Raw genomic sequence first — 21867 nt, 5'->3', positions numbered from 1 at the left:
AAAGACGTTGCGGGGAGGCAAGTATAATCCGCGGGTCAATACGCTGGAGTATGGAATATGTTCGACTGGAGAGATTACGGAAACGGGATTGTTGCCTTCGATGCCGGCTATGTGCGGCCTATCCTGGCGGCAATTCACATGGTGGTCGAAAATGGCCGCGTTGCAGTTATTGATACGGGAAGCAATGACTCTCTTCCCAATGCCCTTGCCGCGCTCGAAAGGCTGGAACTGGGCCCCGCAGCGGTCGACTATGTTTTTTTGACACATATTCATCTGGATCACGCAGGTGGTGCCGGGCGCATGCTGCAACATTTTCCCAATGCACGACTGGTTGTGCATCCGCGCGGTGCCCGGCATATGGCTGAGCCGTCAAAGCTGATTGCCGGTGTAAGTGCGGTCTATGGTGCCGAGTATGTCGAGCGGGTTTATGGGGAAATTCAGCCCATTCCTGCCGAGCGTATTATTGAAGCCGCTGATGGGCATGTTGTGTCACTGGCCGGCCGCGAACTGCTTTGCCTCGATACGCCGGGGCATGCGCGTCACCATATCTGTATTGTCGATACCCGAACGACCGGAATCTTTACCGGAGACATGTTTGGCCTGTCGTATCGCGAACTGGATGTCGGTGATCGCCAATTCATTTTTCCAACGACGACCCCGACCCAGTTCGAGCCGGACGAGATGCGGAAGTCGATTGCACGCCTGCTTTCTTACCGGCCGGAGGCGATGTATTTGACGCATTACAGCCAGGTTGGCGATGTTGCCTCCAAGGCTGATGCCCTGCTGCATCACCTCGATGCCATGGTCAATATCGCTTTGAAGGAAAAGGCTGCGGGTGGCGAACGCCACGTCCGGATCAAGGAGCGAACAAGCGCTTATTTGCTCTCGGCAATCCGGGCGCACGGTTGTACGTTGCCGGACTCCGAACTGCAGTCAATCTGGGCCACCGATCTCGAATTGAATGCGCAGGGGCTTGGTGTCTGGCTGGACACCTTGAAGGACTGAGCGTCTGAGTGTGAGCCGGGCTGGATTTTCAGCGCGCGCTCACTGCTCGGTGATCAATTTGATTGCTTGGGCGGCCGCAACCATCCCGAAAACCGATGTTACGCAGACTGATGAGCCAAAACCGGCGCAGTTGAGTCCGGCCGGACCGCGATCGGTTGCGCAGCTTGCCGTGCTGTCCGGGTACCGCAATGGCTCTGTGGAAAATACCGCTGGCACGTTGAATTTGCCTTTGCCGTCGCGGGGAAAGCCATATTCCTTGCGCAGCAAGGAGCGCACTTTGGCGAGCAACGGATCCTGAATGGTCTGGCTGAGGTCACTGCTGCGAATCTGGGTCGGGTCGAGTTGGCCACCGGCCGCCCCACCAACGATGATCGGTAATTGTCGGCGCCGGCAAAAAGCAATCATGGCGGCCTTGGCGCGCACCTGATCGATTGCATCGATCACGACCGAGAAGTCCTGATCCAGCATGCGGTCAACGTTGTCCAGCGTGACAAAATCCTCAATGCAGGTGACCTGGCAACCCGGATTGATCGCCTGCATGCGTTCGGCCATGGCATCGACCTTGGCTTTGCCGTAGATGTCGCCCAGTGCATGTATTTGCCGGTTGGTATTCGATTCGGCAACCATGTCGAGATCAATCAGCGTAATCCGGCCGACGCCGGTGCGGGCTAGTGCTTCCGCCGACCATGAGCCAACGCCGCCAATTCCGACTATGCAGACATGCGCTTCGCGCAAACGTTGCGCTCCTTCGTGTCCATAAAGTCGCGCTACGCCGCCGAAACGGCGATCTTGTTCCAGGCTCATCAGGTTTCTATTGTCTTGCGGATGACGGTGTTGAAAGGGGCAATCCATTCCGGCGCAAACTGTTTGTCGCAGGCATTGATTTCGGCGATGGCACGCAATACGGAGCGATTCTTGCCGCGATGGATGTGCTTGAGCATGACGGCTTCAAAGGCGTCGACAATGGCCAGGATCCTGGCTCCCGTGCAGATTTCCTTATCGCGCAGTTCCTTGGGATAGCCGCCACCATCCGGCATTTCATGGTGCTGGGCAACCATCTCGGCGGCCGCCTCCCAGCCGGGAATGCGCTGTAGCAACCCGGCGGCAAAGCCGGGGTGGTTACGCAAGGCCAGTTTGTCTTCCTCGGTCATCTTGCCGACCTTCAGCCAGATGGCTTCAGGCATCAGCATCATCCCGACATCGTGCAGATAGACAGCAGCTTCCAGTTGTACGGGATCGACGACGGAGCCGCCTGCCTTGTTGGTTTCCAGGGCGAGACGCAGGATGCGCATGGTGCGCCCCTTGAACAATGGGGAGCGCCCTTCCAGTTGCAAGGCCAGGGAGCGGAAAAACTGCAGGTCGCTGCTGGCGTTTTTCTGTTCGCTACTGGGTTTGCCAACGCGGGGAGCCCGGCTTGATATGTCGCCAATGACCGGTGAGAAACCGGTAACAGCTTCAATCAGTTCGGCACACTTGACGTCGATATCCTGTACGGATGCCAGTGAAAGTTTTTCCAGCCCCTCAACCAAGGCAAGAAGATGCAGGTTCTCCAGGGATTTGTTGCAGAGAAGCGCATCGGTGGCCAGTTCTAGGCGGTCCACGGCGAGCAGGATCATTTCTGCCAGGAGGTCGGAGAACGGGATTTCACCTTCCCGGAAACGGGACATCATCGTTTCAATGGGGTGGGCAATGACGACGCCTAATTCAAATTTGCAGAGAGAAGCATCGCCCTTGATGTTGTGAATCGCCCGAAACAGGTCGGCAATGAGTTCACGGTCCGTCGGGTGCTTTTTCAGGCGGGCAACATCGCGCTCAACCTCCGGGGCGCGATCGGTCAGGACATCCGCAAACTCCTCAAGTGCCTCGCGGTCCTGTATCACCGGCGCTCTTATCGAATGGACATCCATACCCGCCTCCCTGTTTTGTTTTTGAATTGTCGAGTTTAGCCCAAACTGCTTTCAATTCAGAGTGGATCTATTGATCTGGCGGCCTTGACGGGCTTGGCTTCGCCACCTAAGATTCCGCGCTTCCCCCTAGAATTGTCTATTGTGACACTGGATCAGCTTTACGCCCTTATCGGGCCAGACATGAAGGCCGTAGATGCGGTCATTCGCGACCGATTGCACTCCGATGTAGTGCTTGTCCGGCAGGTTGCTGAATACATTATCAACAGCGGCGGCAAACGCATGCGCCCGGCCTTGGTATTGTTGGCCGCCGGGGCGCTCGGCTACCAGGGAACGCAACATCACGACATGGCTGCCGTGGTCGAGTTCATCCACACCGCGACCTTGCTGCATGATGATGTTGTCGATGAATCGGCATTGCGGCGTGGACGCGATACGGCAAATGCCATGTTCGGCAATGCGGCCAGCGTTCTGGTCGGCGACTTTCTCTATTCACGCGCTTTCCAGATGATGGTTGCCGTTGACGACATGCGCGTCATGCGGGTGTTGTCGGACGCGACGAATATCATTGCCGAGGGTGAAGTCCTGCAATTGATGAATTGTCATGATGCCGATGTCGATGAGGCTCGCTACATGCAGGTCATTCATTACAAGACGGCCAAACTATTCGAAGCCGCTGCGCAACTGGGAGCCATTCTCGGTCAGGCCAGTCCGCAGGTTGAGCAAGCCATGGCGGCTTATGGCATGCATCTCGGGACTGCTTTCCAGCTGATTGACGATGTGCTCGATTATTCCGGTGATGAAGCCGATACCGGAAAGCATCTGGGGGATGATCTGGCCGAAGGCAAACCGACCCTGCCGCTGATCTATGTCATGCAGCATGGCACAGCGGAGCAAGCCGCATGTGTAAGAAAAGCCATTGAAAATGGTGGCCGCGAGGACTTTCCTGCGGTTATGGGTGCTATTCGTGAAAGCGGAGCACTGGAACATGCGCGTATGCGGGCAAAGCAGGAAGCAGAACTCGCAAGAGAAGCAATTTCTTGTCTGGGGGCTTCAAATTATCAAAAAGCTCTGCTACAATTGTCGTTCTTCGCGGTTGAGAGAAATCACTGATTGATCTTGATCCGCATCGGAGTGTAGCTCAGCCTGGTAGAGCACTGCGTTCGGGACGCAGGGGTCGCATGTTCGAATCCTGTCACTCCGACCAATTAAAAACCCCGTAATTCGAAAGAATTACGGGGTTTTTTCATTCCAGGGCCGGATTTCGCCTGTTTGAAGCAATCTGATGAAGTGCGGCGGGTGGCAGTCAATAGACCGGTGGTGTATCCTTGTTCTCTGGATGCCTACTAAAACCATGATTTTTAACGCTATTGATACATTTTGCGGGTGTGCGCAAGAGTGGCGTGATTTTCGCTGCGGTTTTTTGCTTTTGAATGATTGAGGCTTACGGCGTTCGTAAGCTTTTTTCTTTTGTGCCGGACAGCCTGATCCCGTTTTTGAGGACGTGATGAAATACTTGTTACTTTTGGCCTTGATCGGCGTAATTTGGTGGCGCTGGAAAAAGCGTCATGAGCGCCCGACACGATTTGAGCGCACAGCCGACCCGAAGCCGGAGAATATGGTGGTCTGTTGCCATTGCGGCGTGCATCTTCCTGAAAGTGATGCCCTGAACGATGGCGGTCAAATATTTTGCGGTCAGGCGCACCTGCAGGCGGTTCGGGCGAAGACGCGCGGATGACTGACTGGCTCTCGACCACTTGGGAAGCCAACTGGCGACCTTTCCAGTATTTCAACCTTTATCGCTTGGTGCTGGCGGGCTTGTTTTTCCTTGCCATTCTTTTGCCGCATGAATGGACCGCACGCCTTGATCTGGCAGCGAGCGGTTCCTTGCTGGCCCTGGCAATTGCTTATCTGTTCGTGATTCTGGGTGGCTTGTTCCTTTCCTTTCACTGGCAGCAGCACTTCAACTTCCAGCTTTCCCTGCAGGTGGTCGTCGATGTTGTTGTGGTCAGCCTGTTCATGTATGCGGCGGGGGGAGTCGGTAGCGGCATTGGTGTTCTGTTGCTGGTCTCGCTGGCGGCTGCGAGCATGGTTGGCCGTGGTCGGCTGGTTTTGTTTTATGCGGCACTGGCAACCCTGGGCGCCCTGCTTAGTCAGCTCTATGGCGTCTTTGCGCGCGGCTTCGATCCGGCCAGCATTTTTCAGGCAGGAATTCTTTCCGCCGGGTTCTTTGCGACCGCCATTCTGGCCCGGTTGCTTGGTCAGCGCGTGATGATCAACGAGGATCTGGCGCGTCGACGTGGCGTGGCTCTCGAAAATCAGAGCCTGATCAGCCAGCGGGTGGTCGAGCGGATGTTGGATGGCATTCTTGTGCTCAGTCGTGACGGGTTGGTGCTTCGGCATAATCCGATGGCGATCAGCATGCTCGGCATTCCACTGGAGTTGAGTGGGGCACTCTCCCGCTTTGTGCCGGCACTGCATGTGGATCTTGTTGCATGGGTTTCCGGCGACGGGCCGGAAACTTCGCTGTTTGTTGGCGGCGATGGCAAGGAATTGCGGGCCCGGTTTGAAAGGACTAGCAGTTCGGATGGCGAGCTGCTGATCTTTCTCGAAGATGTCGGGCGTATCAAGGAACGCGCCCAGCAATTGAAACTGGCCTCTTTGGGGCGGTTGACCGCCAGCATTGCGCATGAAATCCGTAACCCGCTGTCGGCGATCAGTCATGCCGGAGAGTTGTTGCGTGAGGAGCGGCGAGGTGAGATCCAGGATCGTTTGTTGCGCATTCTCGGTGACAATATTCAACGCCTCGACCGTATCGTCACCGATGTCTTGCAACTGGGGCGTCAGAACCGTGCCGAGCCCGAGTTGCTGGTGATGAGTGATTTTTGTACGGCTTTTGTCGAGAGTTTTGCGGCGGCGGAAGGTTTGGCGGGTGACGTCCTGCATCTGGAGATCGAGGCGGATGCCATGCTCTGCTTCGATCGCGCACATTTGCATCAGGTGCTCTGGAACCTGCTCGGTAATGCCTTGCGCTATTCCAGCCGCGGCGCGGCCGCGGTCCGTCTGCTTGTTTGCCGTGGCTCGATGGATGGGCGTGTGGAGTTGCATGTCAGGGATGATGGTCCCGGTGTGCCGGAGGCGGTGCGCGAGCAGATTTTCGAGCCCTTTTTCACGACCCATACCCAAGGCACGGGTCTTGGCTTGTTCATCGCGCGCGAGCTCTGTGCGGCCAATGGCGCCTCGCTCGAACTGGCTCCGGATCAAGCCGGCGCCCACTTTATTCTGATCGGGAGAAACGATACGTGTCACTAGTAAATGGAGAACGACGTCCGCGTGGCGAGCTGGCCCGGGTTCTGGTCGTCGATGATGAACCCGACATCCGCGAACTGATCGATCTGACGCTGGCGCGCATGGGGCTGGTGGCGGAATGTGTGGGCACGGTCGGCGAAGCGCGTCAGGCGCTGGCGGCAGAACGTTTCCAGCTTTGTTTGACGGACATGCGCCTGCCGGATGGTGACGGGCTGGAAATCGTGCGCTGCATCACCGAGCAGCATGCGCAGACGCCGGTGGCGGTGATCACCGCCTTTGGCAGTGCGGAAAATGCAGTTGCGGCACTCAAGGCGGGAGCATTCGACTATCTCGCCAAGCCGGTCGGGCTGGATCAGCTGCGCACCCTGGTCAAGTCGGCCTTGCGCTTGCCGGATGTCGGGGCGGTCAATGATGATCCGCTGCAGTCGCTGATCGGCGATTCGCCGAGCATGCAGCAGGTGCGGGCGATGATCGAAAAACTGGCGCGCAGCCAGGCCCCTGTCTATATTTCCGGCGAGTCGGGGAGCGGCAAGGAGTTGGCGGCGCGTCTGATCCATTTGCGTAGTGCGCGTAGCGCCGGCGCCTTCGTGCCGGTCAACTGCGGTGCAATCCCGGAAAACCTGATGGAAAGCGAGTTTTTCGGTTATCGCAAAGGCGCGTTCACCGGGGCCGACAGCGATCGTGACGGCTTTTTTCAGGCCGCCAGTGGCGGTACGCTGTTTCTCGACGAGGTCGCCGATCTGCCGCTGCTGATGCAGGTCAAGCTGCTGCGTGCGATCCAGGAAAAGCGCGTGCGCAAGGTTGGCAGCGTCACCGAGGAGCCGGTGGATGTCCGCATCATCTGTGCGACGCACCGCAATTTGCGGGAGTGCGTCGACAAGGGGAGCTTCCGTCAGGATTTGTATTACCGCCTGAATGTCATCGAGCTGCGCATGCCGCCGCTGCGCGAGCGTCTGGAGGACATCGAGCCGCTCGTTGCGGCCATCTTGCAGCGCCTGTTTGGCGAGGCCGGGCCGCAACTGACGGCGGGTGCATTCAAGGCGCTCGGACTCTATCCATTCCCCGGCAATGTGCGCGAACTGGAGAATATTCTCGAGCGGGCGACCGCGCTTTGTTCCGGCGAGGTCATCGAGGCGGCCGACCTGCATCTCGAGCCGGAGGAAATGTGCGGTGAAAGTCTCGGCCGCGGCAGCGAGACGCTTGATGATTATCTTGGCCGCCTGGAGCGCCAGGCCATCCTTGAGGCGCTGCAGAAGACCGATGGCAACCGGACGGCGGCGGCTCGCCTGCTCGGTGTCACCTTCCGCTCGATGCGTTACCGGCTCGAACGGCTGGGCATCGAATGAGGCCGTGGCGTGGTGGTGGTTGGCTGGCCGGGGTGCGGCAGGTATTTTCGCCGAATTTTGGCAGTCGACCGGATGGCGGCGAGGTTTCCCTGATCGTCATTCACAACATCAGCTTGCCGCCGAACGAATTTGGTGGCGACTGGGTGGCGCGCTTTTTCCTCAATCAGCTCGATCCGGCGGCGCATCCGTATTTTGCGGAAATCGCCGGACAGCAGGTGTCGGCGCACTTTTACGTGCGCCGTGACGGACAGATCGTGCAGTTTGTCGATTGTGACCGGCGCGCCTGGCATGCCGGACGGTCGACCTGGCTGGAACGGGAAAATTGCAATGATTACTCGGTCGGTATCGAACTCGAGGGCGCTGATGCGGTGCCTTACACCGCGGCGCAATATGGTGCCTTGCGCGAACTGATCGATGCCTTGCAGGCGCGTTATCCGATCACGGCGGTGGCCGGGCATTGCCATGTCGCGCCGGGACGCAAAAGCGATCCCGGCCCGGCCTTCGACTGGCGTTTTATCCGGCAGCATTGGCCGGCGCTCGCCTTACCGGCCGAAGTAGGCGCCTAGTCGGCGCACGGCTTCGGCCAGGCGGTCGACGCTCGTGGTGTAGGCAAAACGGATGTGCTTCTCCGGCGCGTTGCTGCCGAAGTCCAGTCCGGGCGTCGCGGCCACGCCGGTTTTTTCCAGCAGGTCGCGGGCCAGCGCAAAGCTGTCATCGCTCACTGCCGAACAATCGCAATACAGGTAGAAGGCGCCTTCCGGGCGGGCAGTGACACGCAGGCCGATGGCTTCCAGGGCCGGTGCGAGAAAATCGCGGCGGCGCCGGAATTCAGCGCGGCGTTCTTCGAGAATGGCGATGGTTTCCGGCAGGAAGGCCGCCAGTGCAGCGTACTGGGCCGGCGTCGAGGGGCAGAGCACGAGATTCTGGGCGAGCTTTTCGACATCGCGCACATAGGCTTCGGGAATGACCATCCAGCCCAGGCGCCAACCGGTCATCTGGAAATACTTCGAGAAGCTGTTGATGACCCAGATGTCGTCGCCGGCGGCGCAGGCGCTGGGGGCATCCGTCTCGTATGTCAGCCCGTGGTAAATCTCGTCGACCAGGAAGTGGCCGCCCCTGCTGCGGCAGACGCCGGCCAGAGCCTGGATTTCAGCGAGCGTGAGCAGTGTGCCGGTCGGATTGGCCGGTGAGGCGACCAGCAGGCCGGCGGTTTTTGCCGTCCAGTGTTGTTGCAGCAATTCCGGTGTCGGCTGGAAGTTGGTTTGCGGGCCGACTGGGATGCTCAGCGGTCGACCTTCGTAAGTACGCAAAATGTGGCGGTTGCACGGATAACCCGGATCGGCGAGCAGCCATTCGCTGCCCGGATCGGCGAGGGCAGCGAAAGCCAGGTTCAGCGCACCGGAGGCGCCGTTGGTGATGGCGATGCGGCTGGCTGGCACGGCAACGCCATAGCGCTCCTGATAGAAGGCGGAAATCGCCTGGCGCAGTTCCGGCAGGCCGAGTGCCTGCGTGTATAGCGTTTTGCCGCTTTTGATCGCGTCGACCGCTGCGGCAGCAATTGGCGCCGGCGTCGGAAAGTCCGGTTCGCCGACTTCCATGTGAATGATGTCGCGGCCCTCTGCTTCGAACTGGCGGGCGCGGGTCAGCAGTTCGACGACGTGGAAGGGTTCGATCTCGGCAAGACGGGCGGCGGGGCGGTACATGGGCGACTCCAATGTAAAACGGCCACCGGGTTTGAACCGCGGTGGCCGTTTGCTTATTGCTTACTGCTGCGGATTATTCGGCATCCTTGAAGATGCCCATTTCGAACAGTTCGCGCTTGAGGACAAGTTCGCGCGGCATCTTTTCGCCCATCTTGTCGAACCACTCCTTGTGGCCGGCCAGTTCGGACTTCCAGGCTTCCGGATCGATCGTGCTGAGCGCTTCGAAATCGGCCTTGTTGATGTCCAGGCCGGTCCAGTCGATGTCTTCGAACTTCGGCATCCAGCCCAGCGTGGTTTCCTTGGCGCCGACGGTGCCCTTGCAACGCTGGACGATCCACTTCAGGACGCGCATGTTGTCGCCGAAGCCCGGCCACATGAAGTTGCCGTCCTTGTCCATGCGGAACCAGTTCACGCAGAAGATCTTCGGCGTGGCATCGACGGTCTTGCCCATCTTCAGCCAGTGGTTGAAGTAATCACCCATGTGGTAGCCGCAGAAGGGCAGCATGGCGAACGGGTCGCGACGCACGACACCTTGCTGGCCGAAGGCGGCAGCGGTGGTTTCGGAGCCGAGCGTGGCTGCCATGTAGACGCCGTAGTTCCAGTTGAAAGCCTGGTACACCAGCGGTACGGTGGTGGCACGACGACCGCCGAAGATGAAGGCGGAAATCGGCACGCCGGCCGGATCTTCCCAGGCCGAATCAACGGACGGGCACTGGTTGGCCGGGGCGGTGAAACGCGAGTTGGCGTGCGCAGCTTTGCGGCCGTTCTTGCCGTCTTCCGGCGTCCAGTCCTTGCCTTGCCAGTCGATCAGGTGAGCCGGAGCTTCCTTGGTCAGGCCTTCCCACCACACGTCGCCGTCGTCGGTCAGTGCGACGTTGGTGAAGATGATGTTTTCCTTGAGGGTGGCCAGCGCGTTGTAGTTGGTCTTTTCCGAAGTGCCCGGGGCAACGCCGAAGAAACCGGCTTCCGGGTTGATGGCGTAGAAGCGGGTGACGCCGTCCTTGTCGACGCGCGGCTTGATCCAGGCGATGTCGTCACCGATGGTGGTGATCTTCCAGCCATCCAGGGTCTTCGGCGGAATCAGCATGGCGAAGTTGGTCTTGCCGCAGGCCGACGGGAAGGCGGCCGCGACGTAGGACTTTTCACCTTCCGGCGATTCGACGCCGAGGATGAGCATGTGTTCGGCCAGCCAGCCTTGTTCGCGTGCCATGTTGGAGGCGATGCGCAGGGCGAAGCACTTCTTGCCGAGCAGGGCGTTGCCGCCGTAGCCGGAACCGTAGGACCAGATTTCGCGGGTTTCCGGGTAATGCACGATGTACTTGACGGTCGGGTTGCACGGCCACTTGCTGTCCTGCTGGCCCGGTTCGAGCGGAGCGCCGACCGTGTGGATGCAGGGCACGAATTCGCCATCGCTACCGAGCACGTCGAAGACGGCCTTGCCCATGCGGGTCATCGTGCGCATGTTGGTGACGACGTAGGCGGAATCGGTGATTTCGAAACCGATGTGGGCGATCGGCGAACCGAGCGGGCCCATCGAGAACGGGATGACGTACATCGTACGGCCCTTCATGCAGCCCTTGAACAGACCGTTCAGGGTTTCGCGCATGACGGCGGGTTCTTCCCAGTTGTTGGTCGGGCCGGCGTCTTCCTTCTTGGCTGAGCAGATGTAGGTGCGGTCTTCGACGCGTGCCACATCGGACGGATCGGAGAAGGCCAGATAGGAGTTGGGGCGCTTGGCTTCGTTGAGTTTGATCAGCGTGCCGGCCTCTACCATTTCGGCGCACAGGCGGTCATACTCTTCCTGCGATCCGTCGGCCCAGTGGATGTTGTCCGGCTGGGTCAGCGCGGCGATTTCGGCGACCCATTTTTTCAGGCCTTCATGTTTGACGTAAGCAGGTGCGTTCAGCGGTGCGGTCATGGCGATGTCTCTCTCCAAGTTACTGAAATAGATTAACTTTTCGCCAGTCGCCGGGAGCTGCCACCAAGACTTAGAGCGGCTGAAGGCCGTCGGCTGGGAAGCCCATAATTATGCAACAAATTAGGGTAAACATCTACTTGACGTTGGCGTTATACGTGATTACCGAAGGTGGAAGCCGTATCTGAACATGGTATGATCTTCCGCGATTCAAAATCGCGTTTCACGATATAAAATGGAGGCAGACATGGATCCGAGACAATTGCGCGAAGCCGCGCTCTATTACCACCGCCAGCCCAAGCCGGGCAAAATTGCGGTCACCCCAATCAAACAGCTGACCAATCAATATGATCTGTCGATGGCTTACTCTCCGGGCGTTGCTTTCGCCTGCGAGGAAATTGTCGCCAATCCGGCCGAAGTCAGCACCCTCACTTCCCGTGCCAATCTGGTTGGTGTCATCACCAACGGTACGGCCGTGCTCGGCCTGGGAGCCATTGGCCCGCTCGCTGCCAAGCCGGTGATGGAAGGCAAGGGCGTGCTGTTCAAGAAGTTCGCCAACATCGATGTTTTCGATCTGGAAATCGACGAGCGTGATCCGGACAAGCTGATCGATACCATCGCTTCGCTGGAGCCGACCTTTGGCGGCATCAATCTCGAAGACATCAAGGCGCCCGAGTGCTTCTACATCGAAAAGAAGCTGCGCGAGCGGATGAAGATTCCCGTTTTCCATGACGACCAGCACGGTACGGCCATTGTGGTCGGTGCCGCAGTGCTCAATGGCCTGCATTTGATCGGCAAAGACCTGGCTACCGTCAAGATCGTCACCTCCGGTGCCGGTGCTGCGGCGCTTGCCTGTCTTGACCTGCTGGTCATGCTCGGCGCACCGGTCGACAACATCTGGGTGACCGATATCAAGGGCCTGGTGTACGACGGTCGCGTCGAAGAAATGGACGAGATCAAGGCGCGTTACGCCAAGAAAACCGATCAGCGCTCGCTCGGCGAAGCGATTGCCGATGCCGATGTGTTCCTCGGGCTTTCTGCCGGCGGTGTGCTGAAGCCGGAAATGGTCGCCAAGATGGCGGCGAAGCCGCTGATCATGGCGCTTGCCAACCCGACGCCGGAAATTTCACCGGAGCTGGTCAAGAGCGTGCGCGACGACGCGATCATGTGCACCGGTCGTTCCGATTATCCGAACCAGGTCAATAACGTCCTCTGCTTCCCCTTCATTTTCCGTGGTGCACTCGATGTTGGTGCGACGACGATTACCGAAGAAATGAAGATGGCGGCGGTCAAGGCAATTGCCGAACTGGCGCGTGCCGAGCAGTCGGAAATCGTGGCCACGGCCTATGGCGAGAAGGTGTCGGGCTTCGGTCCGGAATACCTGATTCCCAAGCCTTTTGATCCGCGTCTGATCGTCAAGATCGCGCCGGCCGTAGCCAGGGCCGGTATGGATTCGGGTGTTGCAACGCGTCCGATCAAGGACTGGGCGGCCTACGTCCAGGGCTTGAATGAATTCGTTTACCACTCCGGCATGATCATGAAGCCGGTGTTCTCGCAGGCCAAGATGGCGCCCAAGCGCATCGTTTTCGCCGAGGGTGAGGACGAGCGCGTGCTGCGCGCCGTGCAGGTGATTCGCGATGAAGGCATTGCCTGGCCAGTGCTGATCGGCCGTCATGCCGACATCAATCGGCGTATCGAAGAAGCTGGTCTGCGCATTCGCGAGGGCGAGGATTTCGAGGTTGTGCATGGCGACAACTGTGCGTTCTTTGACGAGCATCTCGACGAATTCGCGCAGACCTACCATTCGCTGATGGAGCGGCGCGGTGTGTCGCCGGAATATGCGCGCCGCGAGATTCGCCGCCGGGCCACGCTTTACGGTGCCCTGATGGTGCGTCTGGGTTATGCCGATGGTTTGATTTGCGGCACCTTCGGGCGTCATGAAACACATCGTGAATATGTCGAGAACGTCATCGGTGCGCGCGAAGGCCTGGATCGCCTGTATGCGATGAATCTGCTGATGCTGCCGGAACGTACGGTCTTCATTGGCGATACCTACGTCAATTACAACCCGACGGCCGAACAGCTTGCCGACATGACCATGCTGGCGGCAGACGAGATCCGCAACTTCGGCATTCAGCCGAAAGTGGCGCTGCTTTCGCATTCAACCTTTGGCACGGAAGACACGCCAACCTCCCTGAAAATGCGCGAGGTGCTGGGCTTGCTGCAGCAGCGGGCGCCGAATCTCGAGGTTGAAGGAGAAATGCACGGTGACGCGGCACTGGACGAGCAAATTCGTCTGGCTGCTTTCCCGAATTCGCGTCTGAAGGGCCAGGCCAACCTGCTGGTCATGCCGACGCTGGATGCGGCGAACATTTCGTTCAACCTGCTCAAGGTGGCCGCCGGCGACAACCTGACGGTTGGCCCTATTCTGCTTGGGGCGGCCAAGCCGGTGAATATCCTGACCCCGACGGCAACCGTGCGTCGCATCGTCAATATGACGGCACTTACTGTGGTTGACGCTGTATAAATTGTTGCTTTAAGTTGTTGTTGTATCTATTTATTTTTGTTGTGATTTCACTATCTCCGGCCAAACTGGGCTACAATTTCCCGGTGTTGGCAGGAGGTAGCGAATGAAGTTTAAATTTAGATCAGTCCTGTTGCTCAGTGCTTTGCTGAGCGTCGGTGTGGCGCCTCAGGTGCAGGCTTCCGGTGCAAAAAAGCCGGTGCAGCAGGCCAGCAAGAAGAGTGAAGCCCCGGCAAGCAAGAAAGTCCAAGCCGCGCGCAAGCCCGTGCTCAAATCAGCCGCGGTAAGCAATCGCAGCAAGACGGTTGCGGCAAGCGCCCCGTCCATCAAGACCAAAACCGCCAAATCGGGCAAGTCCACGCAACTGGCGCAGAGCCAGGCCAAACAGCCGGTGCGTCGTGTTTCCCTGACCGATATCGATCCCAGTCGTCTGGCGCTCTATTCTTCTTCGGCATTGGTCATTGATCAAAGTACCGGTCAATCTGTGCTTGCCAAGCACCCGGACACGGTCACGCCGATTGCATCCATCTCGAAGCTGATGACCGCCATGGTGGTGCTGGATGCCAATCTCAATTTGCAGGACGTCATTGCCATTGGCGATGAAGACGTCGACGGCCTGAAGGGCACGCGTTCGCGCTTGCCGGTCGGCACGACGATGACGCGCGAAACGGCGATGCTGCTTGCCCTGATGTCCTCGGAAAATCGCGCTGCGCATGCGCTCGGTCGCCACTATCCGGGTGGCCTGCCGGCTTTTGTCGCTGCGATGAACAAGAAGGCGCAGGCGCTCGGCATGTACAACACCCGCTTCGAGGAACCGACCGGCCTCTCGAGCAACAACGTGTCCACGGCGCATGACCTGGCACGCATGGTGACGGCGGCGGCGCGTTACCCTGAAATCCGGCATTTCTCGACCACGGCCGAGGCCAAGGTCGAACTCAATGGCCGCGTCCAGAATTTCGGCACGACCAACCCATTGGTGCGTAGCGACAACTGGGAAATCGGTCTGTCGAAGACCGGTTACATCTCGGAGGCCGGGCGTTGCCTGGTGATGCAGGCGCGGGTTGCCGACAAGCCGGTGGTTATCGTGCTGCTCGACTCGCAAGGCAAGATGACGCGGGTCGGTGACGCGAACCGGATCAAGCGCTGGATGGAAAGTGCCAGTCTGGCCAGCGAGCGCAAGCGCGTTTGAGCGATACTGCGTTCAGAGAAAAAGGCCGCTGTGTGCGGCCTTTATTTTTTCGGGCTGGTGTAGCCGAGGGCTTTCGACACGGCGTCAGCCGCGCCCTTGACCTGCGCTGCCCACTCCGGGTCGTGGCGGTCGGCGGGGGCGGAAACCGACAGGGCGGCGATGATGTTGCCTTCGTCGTCGCGGATCGGTGCGGCGACGCACTTGAGGCCCATTTCTGCTTCTTCGTCGTCGTAGGCGATGTCGTGCCGACGCACCTTGTCGAGTTCCTTCTCGAGAGCGGTCAGCGTGGTCAGCGAATGCGGCGTCTTGCCGGGCAGGCCGGTGCGCTTGGCGTATTCGCGAATCTTCTGCGGGCCGTCGGCGGCAAGGAAGAGCTTGCCGAGCGAAGTCAGGTGCAGCGGTGCACGCCCGCCGACGAGATAGACGACGCGAACCAGCGAGCGGCCGGACGAGGTGCGTTCGAGATAGACGATTTCGTCATCGTGGCGGGCGCCGAGATTGATCGCCTCGCCGATGGTTTCGTGCAATTGCTGCATGTAGGGCAGCGCGACTTCGCGCAGGCTGATGCGCGATTTGACGATGGCGCCGAGTTCGAGCAGGCGGATGCCGAGGCGGTAGGTGCCGGCGTCCTCGCGCTCGACAAAGCGGGCATTGCTCATCGCGGCCAGGATGCGGTGCGCCGTGGACGGATGCAGTTCGGTGGTCGCCGCGAGATGTTTCAGGCTGGCCGGTTCAGACGAGTTGGCGAGCGCGTCGAGCAGCGACATCATGCGCTCGATGACCTGAATGGAGCCGGGATTTTTCGCGGACCCTTGGGCTGCTTCGGACAACTGGATTCCTTTATTGGTGCTGTTTGAGTAGCATTAGCCACTTTATTTTCTTGTGCGCCGCAATATTAGCATGCGCTTAGCCCTCTACGTTACTTGTCTGGTGGACCTGATCCGACCCTCGGTCGGCATGGCGAGCCTGCGCCTGCTCGAAGCGGCCGGCTGTGAAGTCATTGTCCCGGAAAGCCAGACCTGCTGCGGTCAACCGGCCTGGAGTGCGGGAAACCGGCCGCTTGCTGCCGAGCTTGCAAAGAAGGCGATCAGTGAGCTGGAGGGCTATGACTACGTCGTGATTCCTTCCGGTTCCTGTACCGATCAGGTGCGCAATATCTATCCGCAATTGCTGGCCGACGACCCGGTCTGGGCGCCGCGTGCGCAGCAACTGGCGGCGAGGACCTTCGAATTGACGACTTTTCTCGCCGATGTCCTGAGGGTCGAGCTGCCGCTCGCCGATTTCGCCGGCAGCGTCACCTACCACGACTCCTGCAAGGGCCTGCGCGGTCTGGGCATCAAGCGCCAGCCGCGCGAATTGCTGCTCAAGGTGCGCGGCCTGACTCTCGATGAAATGGCCGATTGCGAGGAGTGTTGCGGTTTCGGCGGTGCCTTCTCGGTCAAGTTCGGCGATATCTCGACGCAGATCGTCGATCGCAAGTGCGAGTCGATTGCCAAGGTCGGCGCGGATGCGGTGGTCGGCGGTGATCTCGGTTGCCTGATCAATATCGAGGGCCGTCTGCGCCGGCGCGGCGACGAGACGACGCGCGTCCTGCACATTGCTGAAGTGCTGGCCGGAGAGGAATCCTGATGGCCGGCGCCAAGCATTCGCAGGCGATGTTCTTCCAGGCGCGGGCCGGCGAGAAGATCCGCAACAAGGTGCTGCAGAAGGCCTTGCAGAAGGCCAAGCCGCTCTTCGTCGGCAAGCGTGCCAAGGCGATGGCGGCGCTGCCCGAGGACGGCTTCGAATTCGAGGCGCTGCGCAGCGCTTGCGTCGATATCCGCAACCGAGTGCTGGGCGATCTCGACGTCTGGCTCGAACTGTTCGAGGAAAAGGCGAAGGCGACCGGCGCCGAGGTGCTCTGGGCGCGCGATGGCGACGAAATCTGCGACCTGGTCATCGACGTGGCGCGCCGGCATGGCGTGACCAAGGCGACCAAGTCGAAGTCGATGCTGTCCGAGGAAGCGCATCTCAACGAGGCTTTGGCTGCGGCCGGCATCCGGCCGGTCGAGACCGATCTCGGCGAATACATCATCCAGCTTGCCGGCGAAACGCCGTCGCATATCATCGCGCCGGCCGTGCACAAGACCATCGAAGAGGTCGAGGCATTATTTGCCGAGGAACACGGTCGACCGCTGGAAACGCGTACTTCTGCCGATATCCCGGCGATGACGCGGGAAGCGCGCGAAGTCCTGCGCCAGCATTTCCTGAGCGCCGACATGGGCATCACCGGCGCCAATTTCCTGATTGCCGAAACCGGCAGCGCGGCGCTGGTTACCAACGAAGGCAACGGCCGCATGGTGACGACGCTGCCGCGCGTGCATGTCGTGGTCACCGGCATCGAGAAGATCGTGCCGACGCTCGACGATTTTGCGACCCTGATGCGCCTGTTGCCGCGTTCGGCGACCGGGCAGACGATTTCCAACTATGTTTCGCTGTTGACCGGTACGAAACAGCCGGGCGACAGCGACGGCCCGGAGAAGACGGTCTTCATCCTGGTCGACAACGGTCGCGCCAATCTGCTCGGCTCGGCGTACCAGGAAATGCTGCGCTGCATCCGTTGCGGTGCCTGCATGAACCATTGCCCGGTCTATTTCTCGCTCGGCGGCCACGCCTACGGCTGGGTCTATCCCGGCCCGATGGGCTCGGTGCTGACGCCACTATACACCGGCATCGAAAACGCGCTTGACCTGCCGCATGCCTCGACCGGCTGCAACCAGTGCGGCACGGTCTGTCCAGTGCGCATTCCGCTGCCCGGCCTGATGCATCGCCTGCGCGAGGAACAGGTCGAACGCGGCCTGCGCCCGCTCGGCGAAAGTTTTGCGCTCAAGGCCTGGGCCTGGCTGGCCGGCAAACCGCGCCTTTACCGCTGGGTGGTGCGGCGCGCCTCGCGTTATCTCAACTGGCTGGCCGACGACAGCGGCCGCATCCGCATTTTGGGCATGGCGCCGGGGTGGACCGCCGGGCGCGACCTCAGCGTGCCGGCCGGCAAGACCTTCCACGAACAATACGCAGCAAGAAAGAGAGCTTGAGCATGGATTTCACTCCCGAAGGCCCGCAGGCCATTCCCCTCTGGATCAACGGCCGCGCCTTTCTGACCGTGGCTGATGGTTTCCTCGACGTGACCAATCCGGCAACGGGCGAGGCGATCCGCCGCGTGCCGCTGTGTGGCGCCAGCGAGGCGGCCGAAGCCGTCGCCGCAGCGCGTGCCGCGCAGCCGCTGTGGGCGGACATGGGCATGCAGGCGCGCCGGGTTTGCCTGGGCCGCCTGGCCGAGGCGCTGGATGCCTACGCCGGGCATTTCGCCAAGCTGCTGCAACAGGAAGCGTTGCTTGATGATGCGGCGGCCAGCGCGGAAGTCGCCGCTGCCGTTGAAGCCTTGCAGTCGGCTGCGGTCGGCGATACCGGCGTGGTCGGGCTGGTGCTCGATCCGGTGCGGCCGCTGGCAGCCTTTGCTGCGGCGCTGGCGCCGGCGCTGATGGCGGGGGCAACCCTGGTCGTCAAACCCAGCCCGAAGGCGCCGTCGGCGATCTATGCGCTGTGCGAGCTGTCGGCGCGCGTCGAATGGCCGGCTGGCGTGCTCAACCTGCTCCAGGGCGACACGGCGGCGGTCGAAGGCCTGTGCGCGGCCGCGGTTGATCGCCTGCTTTATGCCGGCAATCCGGCGCTCGGTGAGCAGGTCGGGCGGATTGCCGCCGCTGCCGGCACGCCGTTCGAAACGCTGGGCGGCTGATGCAGCGCATCGTCTACCTCGAACGCGATGCGCTGGTTGCCGACGTCCGGCGGCCGGACTTCGCACATACCTGGACCGAGTACGCCAGGACGGCGGCGGGCGAGGTCGTCGAGCGCCTGGCCGGGGCGAATATCGCCATCATCAACAAGTGCCCCTTGCCGGCCTCAGCGGTCGACCTGTTGCCCGAGCTGAAAATGGTCGCGGTGGCGGCGACCGGCACCAATATCGTCGATCTCGACGCCTGCCGGGCGCGCGGCATCGTCGTCTCGAACATCCGCGGCTACGCCGAGCAGACCGTGCCCGAGCACGTTTTCGCGCTGCTTCTCGCCCTGTCGCGCAACCTGATCGCCTGGCGTGCCTCGCTGCAGGCCGGGCGCTGGCAGCAGTCGGAGCAGTTCTGCCTGTTCGATCATCCAATCCGCGACCTGCACGGCGCGACGCTCGGCCTGATCGGTGCCGGCAGCCTGGGCAGCGGTGTTGCCCGCCTGGCCGAAGCCTTCGGCATGCGCGTGCTGCGCGCCGAGCACAAGGGGGCGGCCGTGGTGCGTCCCGGCTACACGGCGTTTGCCACGGTGCTGCGCGAAGCCGATGCGATTTCGCTGCATTGCCCGCTGAACGACGAAACGCGCCATCTCATAGCGGTCGACGAGCTGCAGGCAATGAAATCCAGCGCCCTGCTGATCAACACCGGACGCGGCGGGCTGGTCGACGAGGCGGCGCTGATCCGCGCGCTGCGCGAAGGCTGGATTGCCGGCGCCGGTTTCGACGTGCTTACCGCCGAGCCGCCGCCTGCCGATCATCCGATGCTGGCGCCCGAGTTGCTGGCGCTACCCAATTTCCTGCTGACGCCGCATGTCGCCTGGGCCAGTCGCCCGGCGATGCAAGCGCTGGCCGATCAGCTGATCGACAACATCGAAGCCTTCGTGGCGGGCAAGCCAAGGAACCGCGTCGTATGAGCGCACGTGACGAAATTCTCGGCCGGGTCCGGGCCGGCGTCGGCAAGGACGATTTCGCGGCGCGCCGGGCGCGCGCCGAGGCGCTGCTTGCGGCGCCGGTCCGCGGGCCGCAGCCGGTGCTCGATGGCGATCTGGTGCAGCGCTTCCGCGCCAAGGCGGAGAGCCTGGCTAGCAGCGTGGACAGCGTTTCGACCCCGACCGAGGCGCCGCAAGCGGTGGCACGCTATCTGGCGGCCGGCGGGCTCGGTCGCGAGGCCGTGCTGACCGGCGATCTGGCTGCGCTCGACTGGGCGGCCAGCGGTCTCGAGGTGGCCGTGCGGCCAGCGGTCGACGCCGATAAAGTGGGCATTTCCGGCTGCTTCTGCGCGATTGCTGAAACCGGCACGCTGCTCCTGCTATCGGGGGCGGCGACGCCGGCGACGGTCAGCCTGCTGCCGGAAACCCACATCGCGCTGGTGCCGGTGGCGCGCATCGTTGCCACCATGGAAGACGCCTTCGCCCTGCTGCGTGCCGAACGCGGCAGCGTGCCGCGCGCCCTCAATTTCATCTCCGGCCCGTCACGGACCGGCGACATCGAACAAACCATTGTCCTCGGTGCCCATGGGCCCTGCCGGGTGCATCTGATACTGACCGGAGAAAACTCATGAGCATCCGCTTTGCCGTGCGCGGCGAATACATTCAACTCGATCAACTGCTCAAGGCGACCGGCCTGTGCGATTCGGGCGGTTCGGCGCATGCCGCGATCGCCGAAGGCCGGGTCAAGGTCGACGCAGCGGTCGACACCCGAAAAAGGGCAAAATTGCGGCCGGGGCAGAAGGTGACGATAGGCGGCGAGACGGTCGAACTGGTCGCCGAGTAGGCGTCAATCGCCGGTTTTGCCGGCGTCTGTCTTGCCGAAATAAAGCTCCCATTCCGCTTCGCTGATCGCGCACTCCTCGATTTCCGGAATGCGCCTTTCGGTTGATCGCCGGCGGTCGCTCCAGCCGGCTGGCGGCCCGTTGTCCTGCTGGCGACGATCGTTTTCTTTTCTCGGTTTCGGGCTGGTCTTCATGGCCGCTCTAGTTGAAATTCCTGTGCCCGAGTCTACACGAATCAGGCATACGGCTGCGCGCGCCCGCAGGGCCTTGGTGTTGTTCAACGGCGGCCGGGAAGAAAGCAGCCATCGGCGATCTGCGGCTTTTTGCCGGTAGTAAAATTAGTATTTTCTTATATTGTGGGTCTGCCGTGAGCAATTCGAATTCGTGCCGGGACGGGGTGATTCCTGCTGTCCTGTCCAGGGCGGGGCGACTGATGCCTGTCGCTTGTTCTTGTCTGCCGGGTTGCTCAGGATGAGTGCCTGGTGGCTATTGCCGCCCTTGATGGCGGCCGGCGTTACGCTGCTCAATTGGGCGATTCGCCGCGGCCTGGCCGCGCCGCGCCTGGTTTCCACGGCCGTGCCGGAAGGCCTGCCATGGCAGGCGGTTGCGGTGCCGACGGCGAACGGGAAAAAACTGTTCGGCTATTTTATCCCCGGCCCGAGTCGTGCACCGGCGCTGGTCGTCATGCATGGCTGGGGTGGCAATGCCCAGACCATGCTGCCGCTCGCGGCGCCCCTGCATGGCGCAGGTTACACATTGCTGTTTCTGGACGCGCGTTGTCACGGACGCAGCGATGCCGACAGTTTTGCCTCGTTGCCGCGCTTTGCCGAAGACATCGAGGCCGGTCTGGTCTGGTTGCAGCGCCAGCCCGGTATTGATCCGGTCGCCTACGGTTTGATCGGGCATTCGGTCGGTGCGGGTGCTGCGCTTTTGGCCGGAACGCGGCAGTCGACCGTCAAGGCAGTCGTCAGTCTGGCGGCTTTTGCGCATCCGGCCGGCATGATGCGGCGCTGGCTGGCGGCGATGCATGTTCCTTATTGGCCGCTTGGGGCCTACATCCTGGCTTATGTGCAGCGGGTCATCGGCTACCGTTTCGATGATATCGCGCCTTCGCGCAGCATCTCGCGGCTGTTCTGTCCGGTGCTGATAGTGCATGGCCTGGCCGATGAAACGGTACCGTTCAGTGAGGCACAGGAGATATTCGCCGCGCGTGCGACGGATCTGGTTGAGCTATTGCTGGTTCCGGGCAGTCACGATGATTACGGTGATATCGAGTTGCATCTGCCTGCCATGCTCGGGTTTCTCGCAACGGCACTCTTGCCTGCTGCCGTTTGAGTGGACAAAAAAGAGCGGGAGACCAGCTCCCGCTCCTTTGAGTTCGACTTGC

General features: G+C 60.9%; 21 protein-coding genes and 1 tRNA gene. 16 read left to right on the top strand and 6 right to left on the bottom strand.

Annotated features, from left to right (window positions below; genetic code table 11):
- Window positions 1-57: 57 nt before the first annotated feature.
- Entirely contained in the window at window positions 58-1005 is a 948-nt protein-coding gene (locus tag KI612_RS16685) for an MBL fold metallo-hydrolase (RefSeq protein ID WP_226441193.1), read from the top strand.
- Window positions 1006-1044: 39 nt separating this feature from the next.
- Here KI612_RS16685 and tcdA read toward each other — a convergent pair whose 3' ends face one another.
- Window positions 1045-1809: a tRNA cyclic N6-threonylcarbamoyladenosine(37) synthase TcdA gene (gene tcdA, locus KI612_RS16680; RefSeq protein ID WP_226441192.1), complete on the bottom strand. Its 765-nt coding sequence runs from the start codon at window positions 1807-1809 to the stop codon at window positions 1045-1047.
- Window positions 1809-2912: an HD domain-containing phosphohydrolase gene (locus tag KI612_RS16675; RefSeq protein ID WP_226441191.1), complete on the bottom strand. Its 1104-nt coding sequence runs from the start codon at window positions 2910-2912 to the stop codon at window positions 1809-1811. Before KI612_RS16675 ends, tcdA begins: the two co-directional genes overlap by 1 nt.
- 180 nt (window positions 2913-3092) lie before the next feature.
- On the opposite strand from KI612_RS16675, the gene ispB reads away from it, so the two are divergent.
- From ispB to ampD, 6 genes are all read left to right on the top strand, one after another.
- Entirely contained in the window at window positions 3093-4022 is a 930-nt protein-coding gene (ispB, locus tag KI612_RS16670; protein WP_404818062.1) for an octaprenyl diphosphate synthase, read from the top strand.
- Window positions 4023-4039: 17 nt separating this feature from the next.
- Window positions 4040-4116, top strand: a tRNA-Pro gene (locus KI612_RS16665).
- A 300-nt stretch (window positions 4117-4416) separates the two neighbouring features.
- Window positions 4417-4647: a PP0621 family protein gene (locus KI612_RS16660; RefSeq protein WP_226441189.1), complete on the top strand. Its 231-nt coding sequence runs from the start codon at window positions 4417-4419 to the stop codon at window positions 4645-4647.
- Window positions 4644-6221: a sensor histidine kinase gene (locus KI612_RS16655; protein ID WP_226441188.1), complete on the top strand. Its 1578-nt coding sequence runs from the start codon at window positions 4644-4646 to the stop codon at window positions 6219-6221. The genes KI612_RS16660 and KI612_RS16655 overlap by 4 nt, the downstream gene beginning before the upstream one ends.
- Window positions 6212-7564 carry a sigma-54-dependent transcriptional regulator gene (locus KI612_RS16650; protein ID WP_226441187.1) on the top strand — a complete coding sequence of 451 codons (1353 nt, stop codon included), beginning with the start codon at window positions 6212-6214 and terminating at the stop codon, window positions 7562-7564. Before KI612_RS16655 ends, KI612_RS16650 begins: the two co-directional genes overlap by 10 nt.
- Window positions 7561-8130, top strand: a complete 570-nt coding sequence (ampD, locus tag KI612_RS16645; protein WP_226441186.1) for a 1,6-anhydro-N-acetylmuramyl-L-alanine amidase AmpD — start codon at window positions 7561-7563, stop codon at window positions 8128-8130. The genes KI612_RS16650 and ampD overlap by 4 nt, the downstream gene beginning before the upstream one ends.
- Here ampD and KI612_RS16640 read toward each other — a convergent pair.
- Both KI612_RS16640 and KI612_RS16635 read right to left on the bottom strand, forming a co-directional pair.
- On the bottom strand, window positions 8107-9267 hold the full coding sequence (locus KI612_RS16640; protein ID WP_226441185.1) for a pyridoxal phosphate-dependent aminotransferase: 1161 nt from the start codon (window positions 9265-9267) through the stop codon (window positions 8107-8109). The genes ampD and KI612_RS16640 overlap by 24 nt on opposite strands.
- Window positions 9268-9340: 73 nt before the next feature.
- Window positions 9341-11185, bottom strand: a complete 1845-nt coding sequence (locus KI612_RS16635) for a phosphoenolpyruvate carboxykinase (GTP) (RefSeq protein WP_226441184.1) — start codon at window positions 11183-11185, stop codon at window positions 9341-9343.
- Between the two features lie 244 nt (window positions 11186-11429).
- Here KI612_RS16635 and KI612_RS16630 point away from each other — a divergent pair, with 244 nt between their 5' ends.
- Entirely contained in the window at window positions 11430-13709 is a 2280-nt protein-coding gene (locus KI612_RS16630) for an NADP-dependent malic enzyme (RefSeq protein WP_226441183.1), read from the top strand.
- Window positions 13710-13812: 103 nt separating this feature from the next.
- Window positions 13813-14895 (top strand): D-alanyl-D-alanine endopeptidase, encoded by a 1083-nt coding sequence (gene pbpG / locus KI612_RS16625; protein WP_226441182.1) that lies wholly within the window; start codon window positions 13813-13815, stop codon window positions 14893-14895.
- Window positions 14896-14936: 41 nt separating this feature from the next.
- On the opposite strand, the gene KI612_RS16620 is transcribed toward pbpG, so the two are convergent.
- Window positions 14937-15665, bottom strand: coding sequence for an IclR family transcriptional regulator (locus tag KI612_RS16620; RefSeq protein ID WP_226444277.1), 729 nt, complete (start codon window positions 15663-15665; stop codon window positions 14937-14939).
- 130 nt (window positions 15666-15795) lie between these two features.
- Here KI612_RS16620 and KI612_RS16615 point away from each other — a divergent pair, with 130 nt between their 5' ends.
- From KI612_RS16615 to KI612_RS16590, 6 genes are read left to right on the top strand one after another with little or no spacing between them, the layout of a single operon-like run.
- On the top strand, window positions 15796-16524 hold the full coding sequence (locus tag KI612_RS16615) for a (Fe-S)-binding protein (protein ID WP_226441181.1): 729 nt from the start codon (window positions 15796-15798) through the stop codon (window positions 16522-16524).
- The gene (locus KI612_RS16610; protein WP_226441180.1) at window positions 16524-17966 is read left to right on the top strand and encodes a LutB/LldF family L-lactate oxidation iron-sulfur protein; all 1443 of its coding nucleotides are present in this window, start codon (window positions 16524-16526) and stop codon (window positions 17964-17966) included. Before KI612_RS16615 ends, KI612_RS16610 begins: the two co-directional genes overlap by 1 nt.
- 2 nt (window positions 17967-17968) lie before the next feature.
- Entirely contained in the window at window positions 17969-18667 is a 699-nt protein-coding gene (locus tag KI612_RS16605; RefSeq protein WP_226441179.1) for an aldehyde dehydrogenase family protein, read from the top strand.
- A complete protein-coding gene (locus tag KI612_RS16600) occupies window positions 18667-19623 on the top strand; it encodes a D-2-hydroxyacid dehydrogenase (protein WP_226441178.1) in 957 nt (318 codons plus the stop codon). Before KI612_RS16605 ends, KI612_RS16600 begins: the two co-directional genes overlap by 1 nt.
- On the top strand, window positions 19620-20270 hold the full coding sequence (locus KI612_RS16595; RefSeq protein WP_226441177.1) for a LutC/YkgG family protein: 651 nt from the start codon (window positions 19620-19622) through the stop codon (window positions 20268-20270). The genes KI612_RS16600 and KI612_RS16595 overlap by 4 nt, the downstream gene beginning before the upstream one ends.
- Window positions 20267-20482, top strand: a complete 216-nt coding sequence (locus tag KI612_RS16590; RefSeq protein ID WP_226441176.1) for an RNA-binding S4 domain-containing protein — start codon at window positions 20267-20269, stop codon at window positions 20480-20482. Before KI612_RS16595 ends, KI612_RS16590 begins: the two co-directional genes overlap by 4 nt.
- Before the next feature lie 3 nt (window positions 20483-20485).
- Here the strand turns inward: KI612_RS16590 and KI612_RS16585 are convergent, their stop codons facing one another.
- Window positions 20486-20761, bottom strand: coding sequence for a hypothetical protein (locus tag KI612_RS16585; RefSeq protein WP_226441175.1), 276 nt, complete (start codon window positions 20759-20761; stop codon window positions 20486-20488).
- A gap of 190 nt (window positions 20762-20951) precedes the next feature.
- Between KI612_RS16585 and KI612_RS16580 the strand changes: the two genes are divergently transcribed.
- Entirely contained in the window at window positions 20952-21815 is an 864-nt protein-coding gene (locus tag KI612_RS16580; RefSeq protein ID WP_226441174.1) for an alpha/beta hydrolase, read from the top strand.
- Window positions 21816-21867 lie beyond the last annotated feature (52 nt).

The sequence above is a fragment of the Quatrionicoccus australiensis genome, from assembly GCF_020510525.1.
GTDB classification, from domain to species: Bacteria; Pseudomonadota; Gammaproteobacteria; order Burkholderiales; family Rhodocyclaceae; genus Azonexus; species Azonexus australiensis_B.
This window is presented reverse-complemented; position numbering and strand designations above follow the sequence as displayed.

What these genes read in the sequence shown, in the direction of transcription:
- KI612_RS16655 (WP_226441188.1), top strand. Translation starts at nt 4,644, where the DNA reads ATGACTGACTGGCTCTCGACCACTTGGGAAGCCAACTGGCGACCTTTC.
- KI612_RS16595 (WP_226441177.1), top strand. Translation starts at nt 19,620, where the DNA reads ATGAGCGCACGTGACGAAATTCTCGGCCGGGTCCGGGCCGGCGTCGGC.
- KI612_RS16685 (WP_226441193.1), top strand. Translation starts at nt 58, where the DNA reads ATGTTCGACTGGAGAGATTACGGAAACGGGATTGTTGCCTTCGATGCC.
- tcdA (WP_226441192.1), bottom strand. Translation starts at nt 1,809, where the DNA reads ATGAGCCTGGAACAAGATCGCCGTTTCGGCGGCGTAGCGCGACTTTAT.
- KI612_RS16675 (WP_226441191.1), bottom strand. Translation starts at nt 2,912, where the DNA reads ATGGATGTCCATTCGATAAGAGCGCCGGTGATACAGGACCGCGAGGCA.
- KI612_RS16615 (WP_226441181.1), top strand. Translation starts at nt 15,796, where the DNA reads ATGCGCTTAGCCCTCTACGTTACTTGTCTGGTGGACCTGATCCGACCC.
- KI612_RS16610 (WP_226441180.1), top strand. Translation starts at nt 16,524, where the DNA reads ATGGCCGGCGCCAAGCATTCGCAGGCGATGTTCTTCCAGGCGCGGGCC.
- ispB (WP_404818062.1), top strand. Translation starts at nt 3,093, where the DNA reads ATGAAGGCCGTAGATGCGGTCATTCGCGACCGATTGCACTCCGATGTA.
- KI612_RS16580 (WP_226441174.1), top strand. Translation starts at nt 20,952, where the DNA reads ATGAGTGCCTGGTGGCTATTGCCGCCCTTGATGGCGGCCGGCGTTACG.
- pbpG (WP_226441182.1), top strand. Translation starts at nt 13,813, where the DNA reads ATGAAGTTTAAATTTAGATCAGTCCTGTTGCTCAGTGCTTTGCTGAGC.
- KI612_RS16635 (WP_226441184.1), bottom strand. Translation starts at nt 11,185, where the DNA reads ATGACCGCACCGCTGAACGCACCTGCTTACGTCAAACATGAAGGCCTG.
- KI612_RS16590 (WP_226441176.1), top strand. Translation starts at nt 20,267, where the DNA reads ATGAGCATCCGCTTTGCCGTGCGCGGCGAATACATTCAACTCGATCAA.
- KI612_RS16630 (WP_226441183.1), top strand. Translation starts at nt 11,430, where the DNA reads ATGGATCCGAGACAATTGCGCGAAGCCGCGCTCTATTACCACCGCCAG.
- KI612_RS16640 (WP_226441185.1), bottom strand. Translation starts at nt 9,267, where the DNA reads ATGTACCGCCCCGCCGCCCGTCTTGCCGAGATCGAACCCTTCCACGTC.
- KI612_RS16605 (WP_226441179.1), top strand. Translation starts at nt 17,969, where the DNA reads ATGGATTTCACTCCCGAAGGCCCGCAGGCCATTCCCCTCTGGATCAAC.
- KI612_RS16620 (WP_226444277.1), bottom strand. Translation starts at nt 15,665, where the DNA reads ATGATGTCGCTGCTCGACGCGCTCGCCAACTCGTCTGAACCGGCCAGC.
- ampD (WP_226441186.1), top strand. Translation starts at nt 7,561, where the DNA reads ATGAGGCCGTGGCGTGGTGGTGGTTGGCTGGCCGGGGTGCGGCAGGTA.
- KI612_RS16660 (WP_226441189.1), top strand. Translation starts at nt 4,417, where the DNA reads ATGAAATACTTGTTACTTTTGGCCTTGATCGGCGTAATTTGGTGGCGC.
- KI612_RS16600 (WP_226441178.1), top strand. Translation starts at nt 18,667, where the DNA reads ATGCAGCGCATCGTCTACCTCGAACGCGATGCGCTGGTTGCCGACGTC.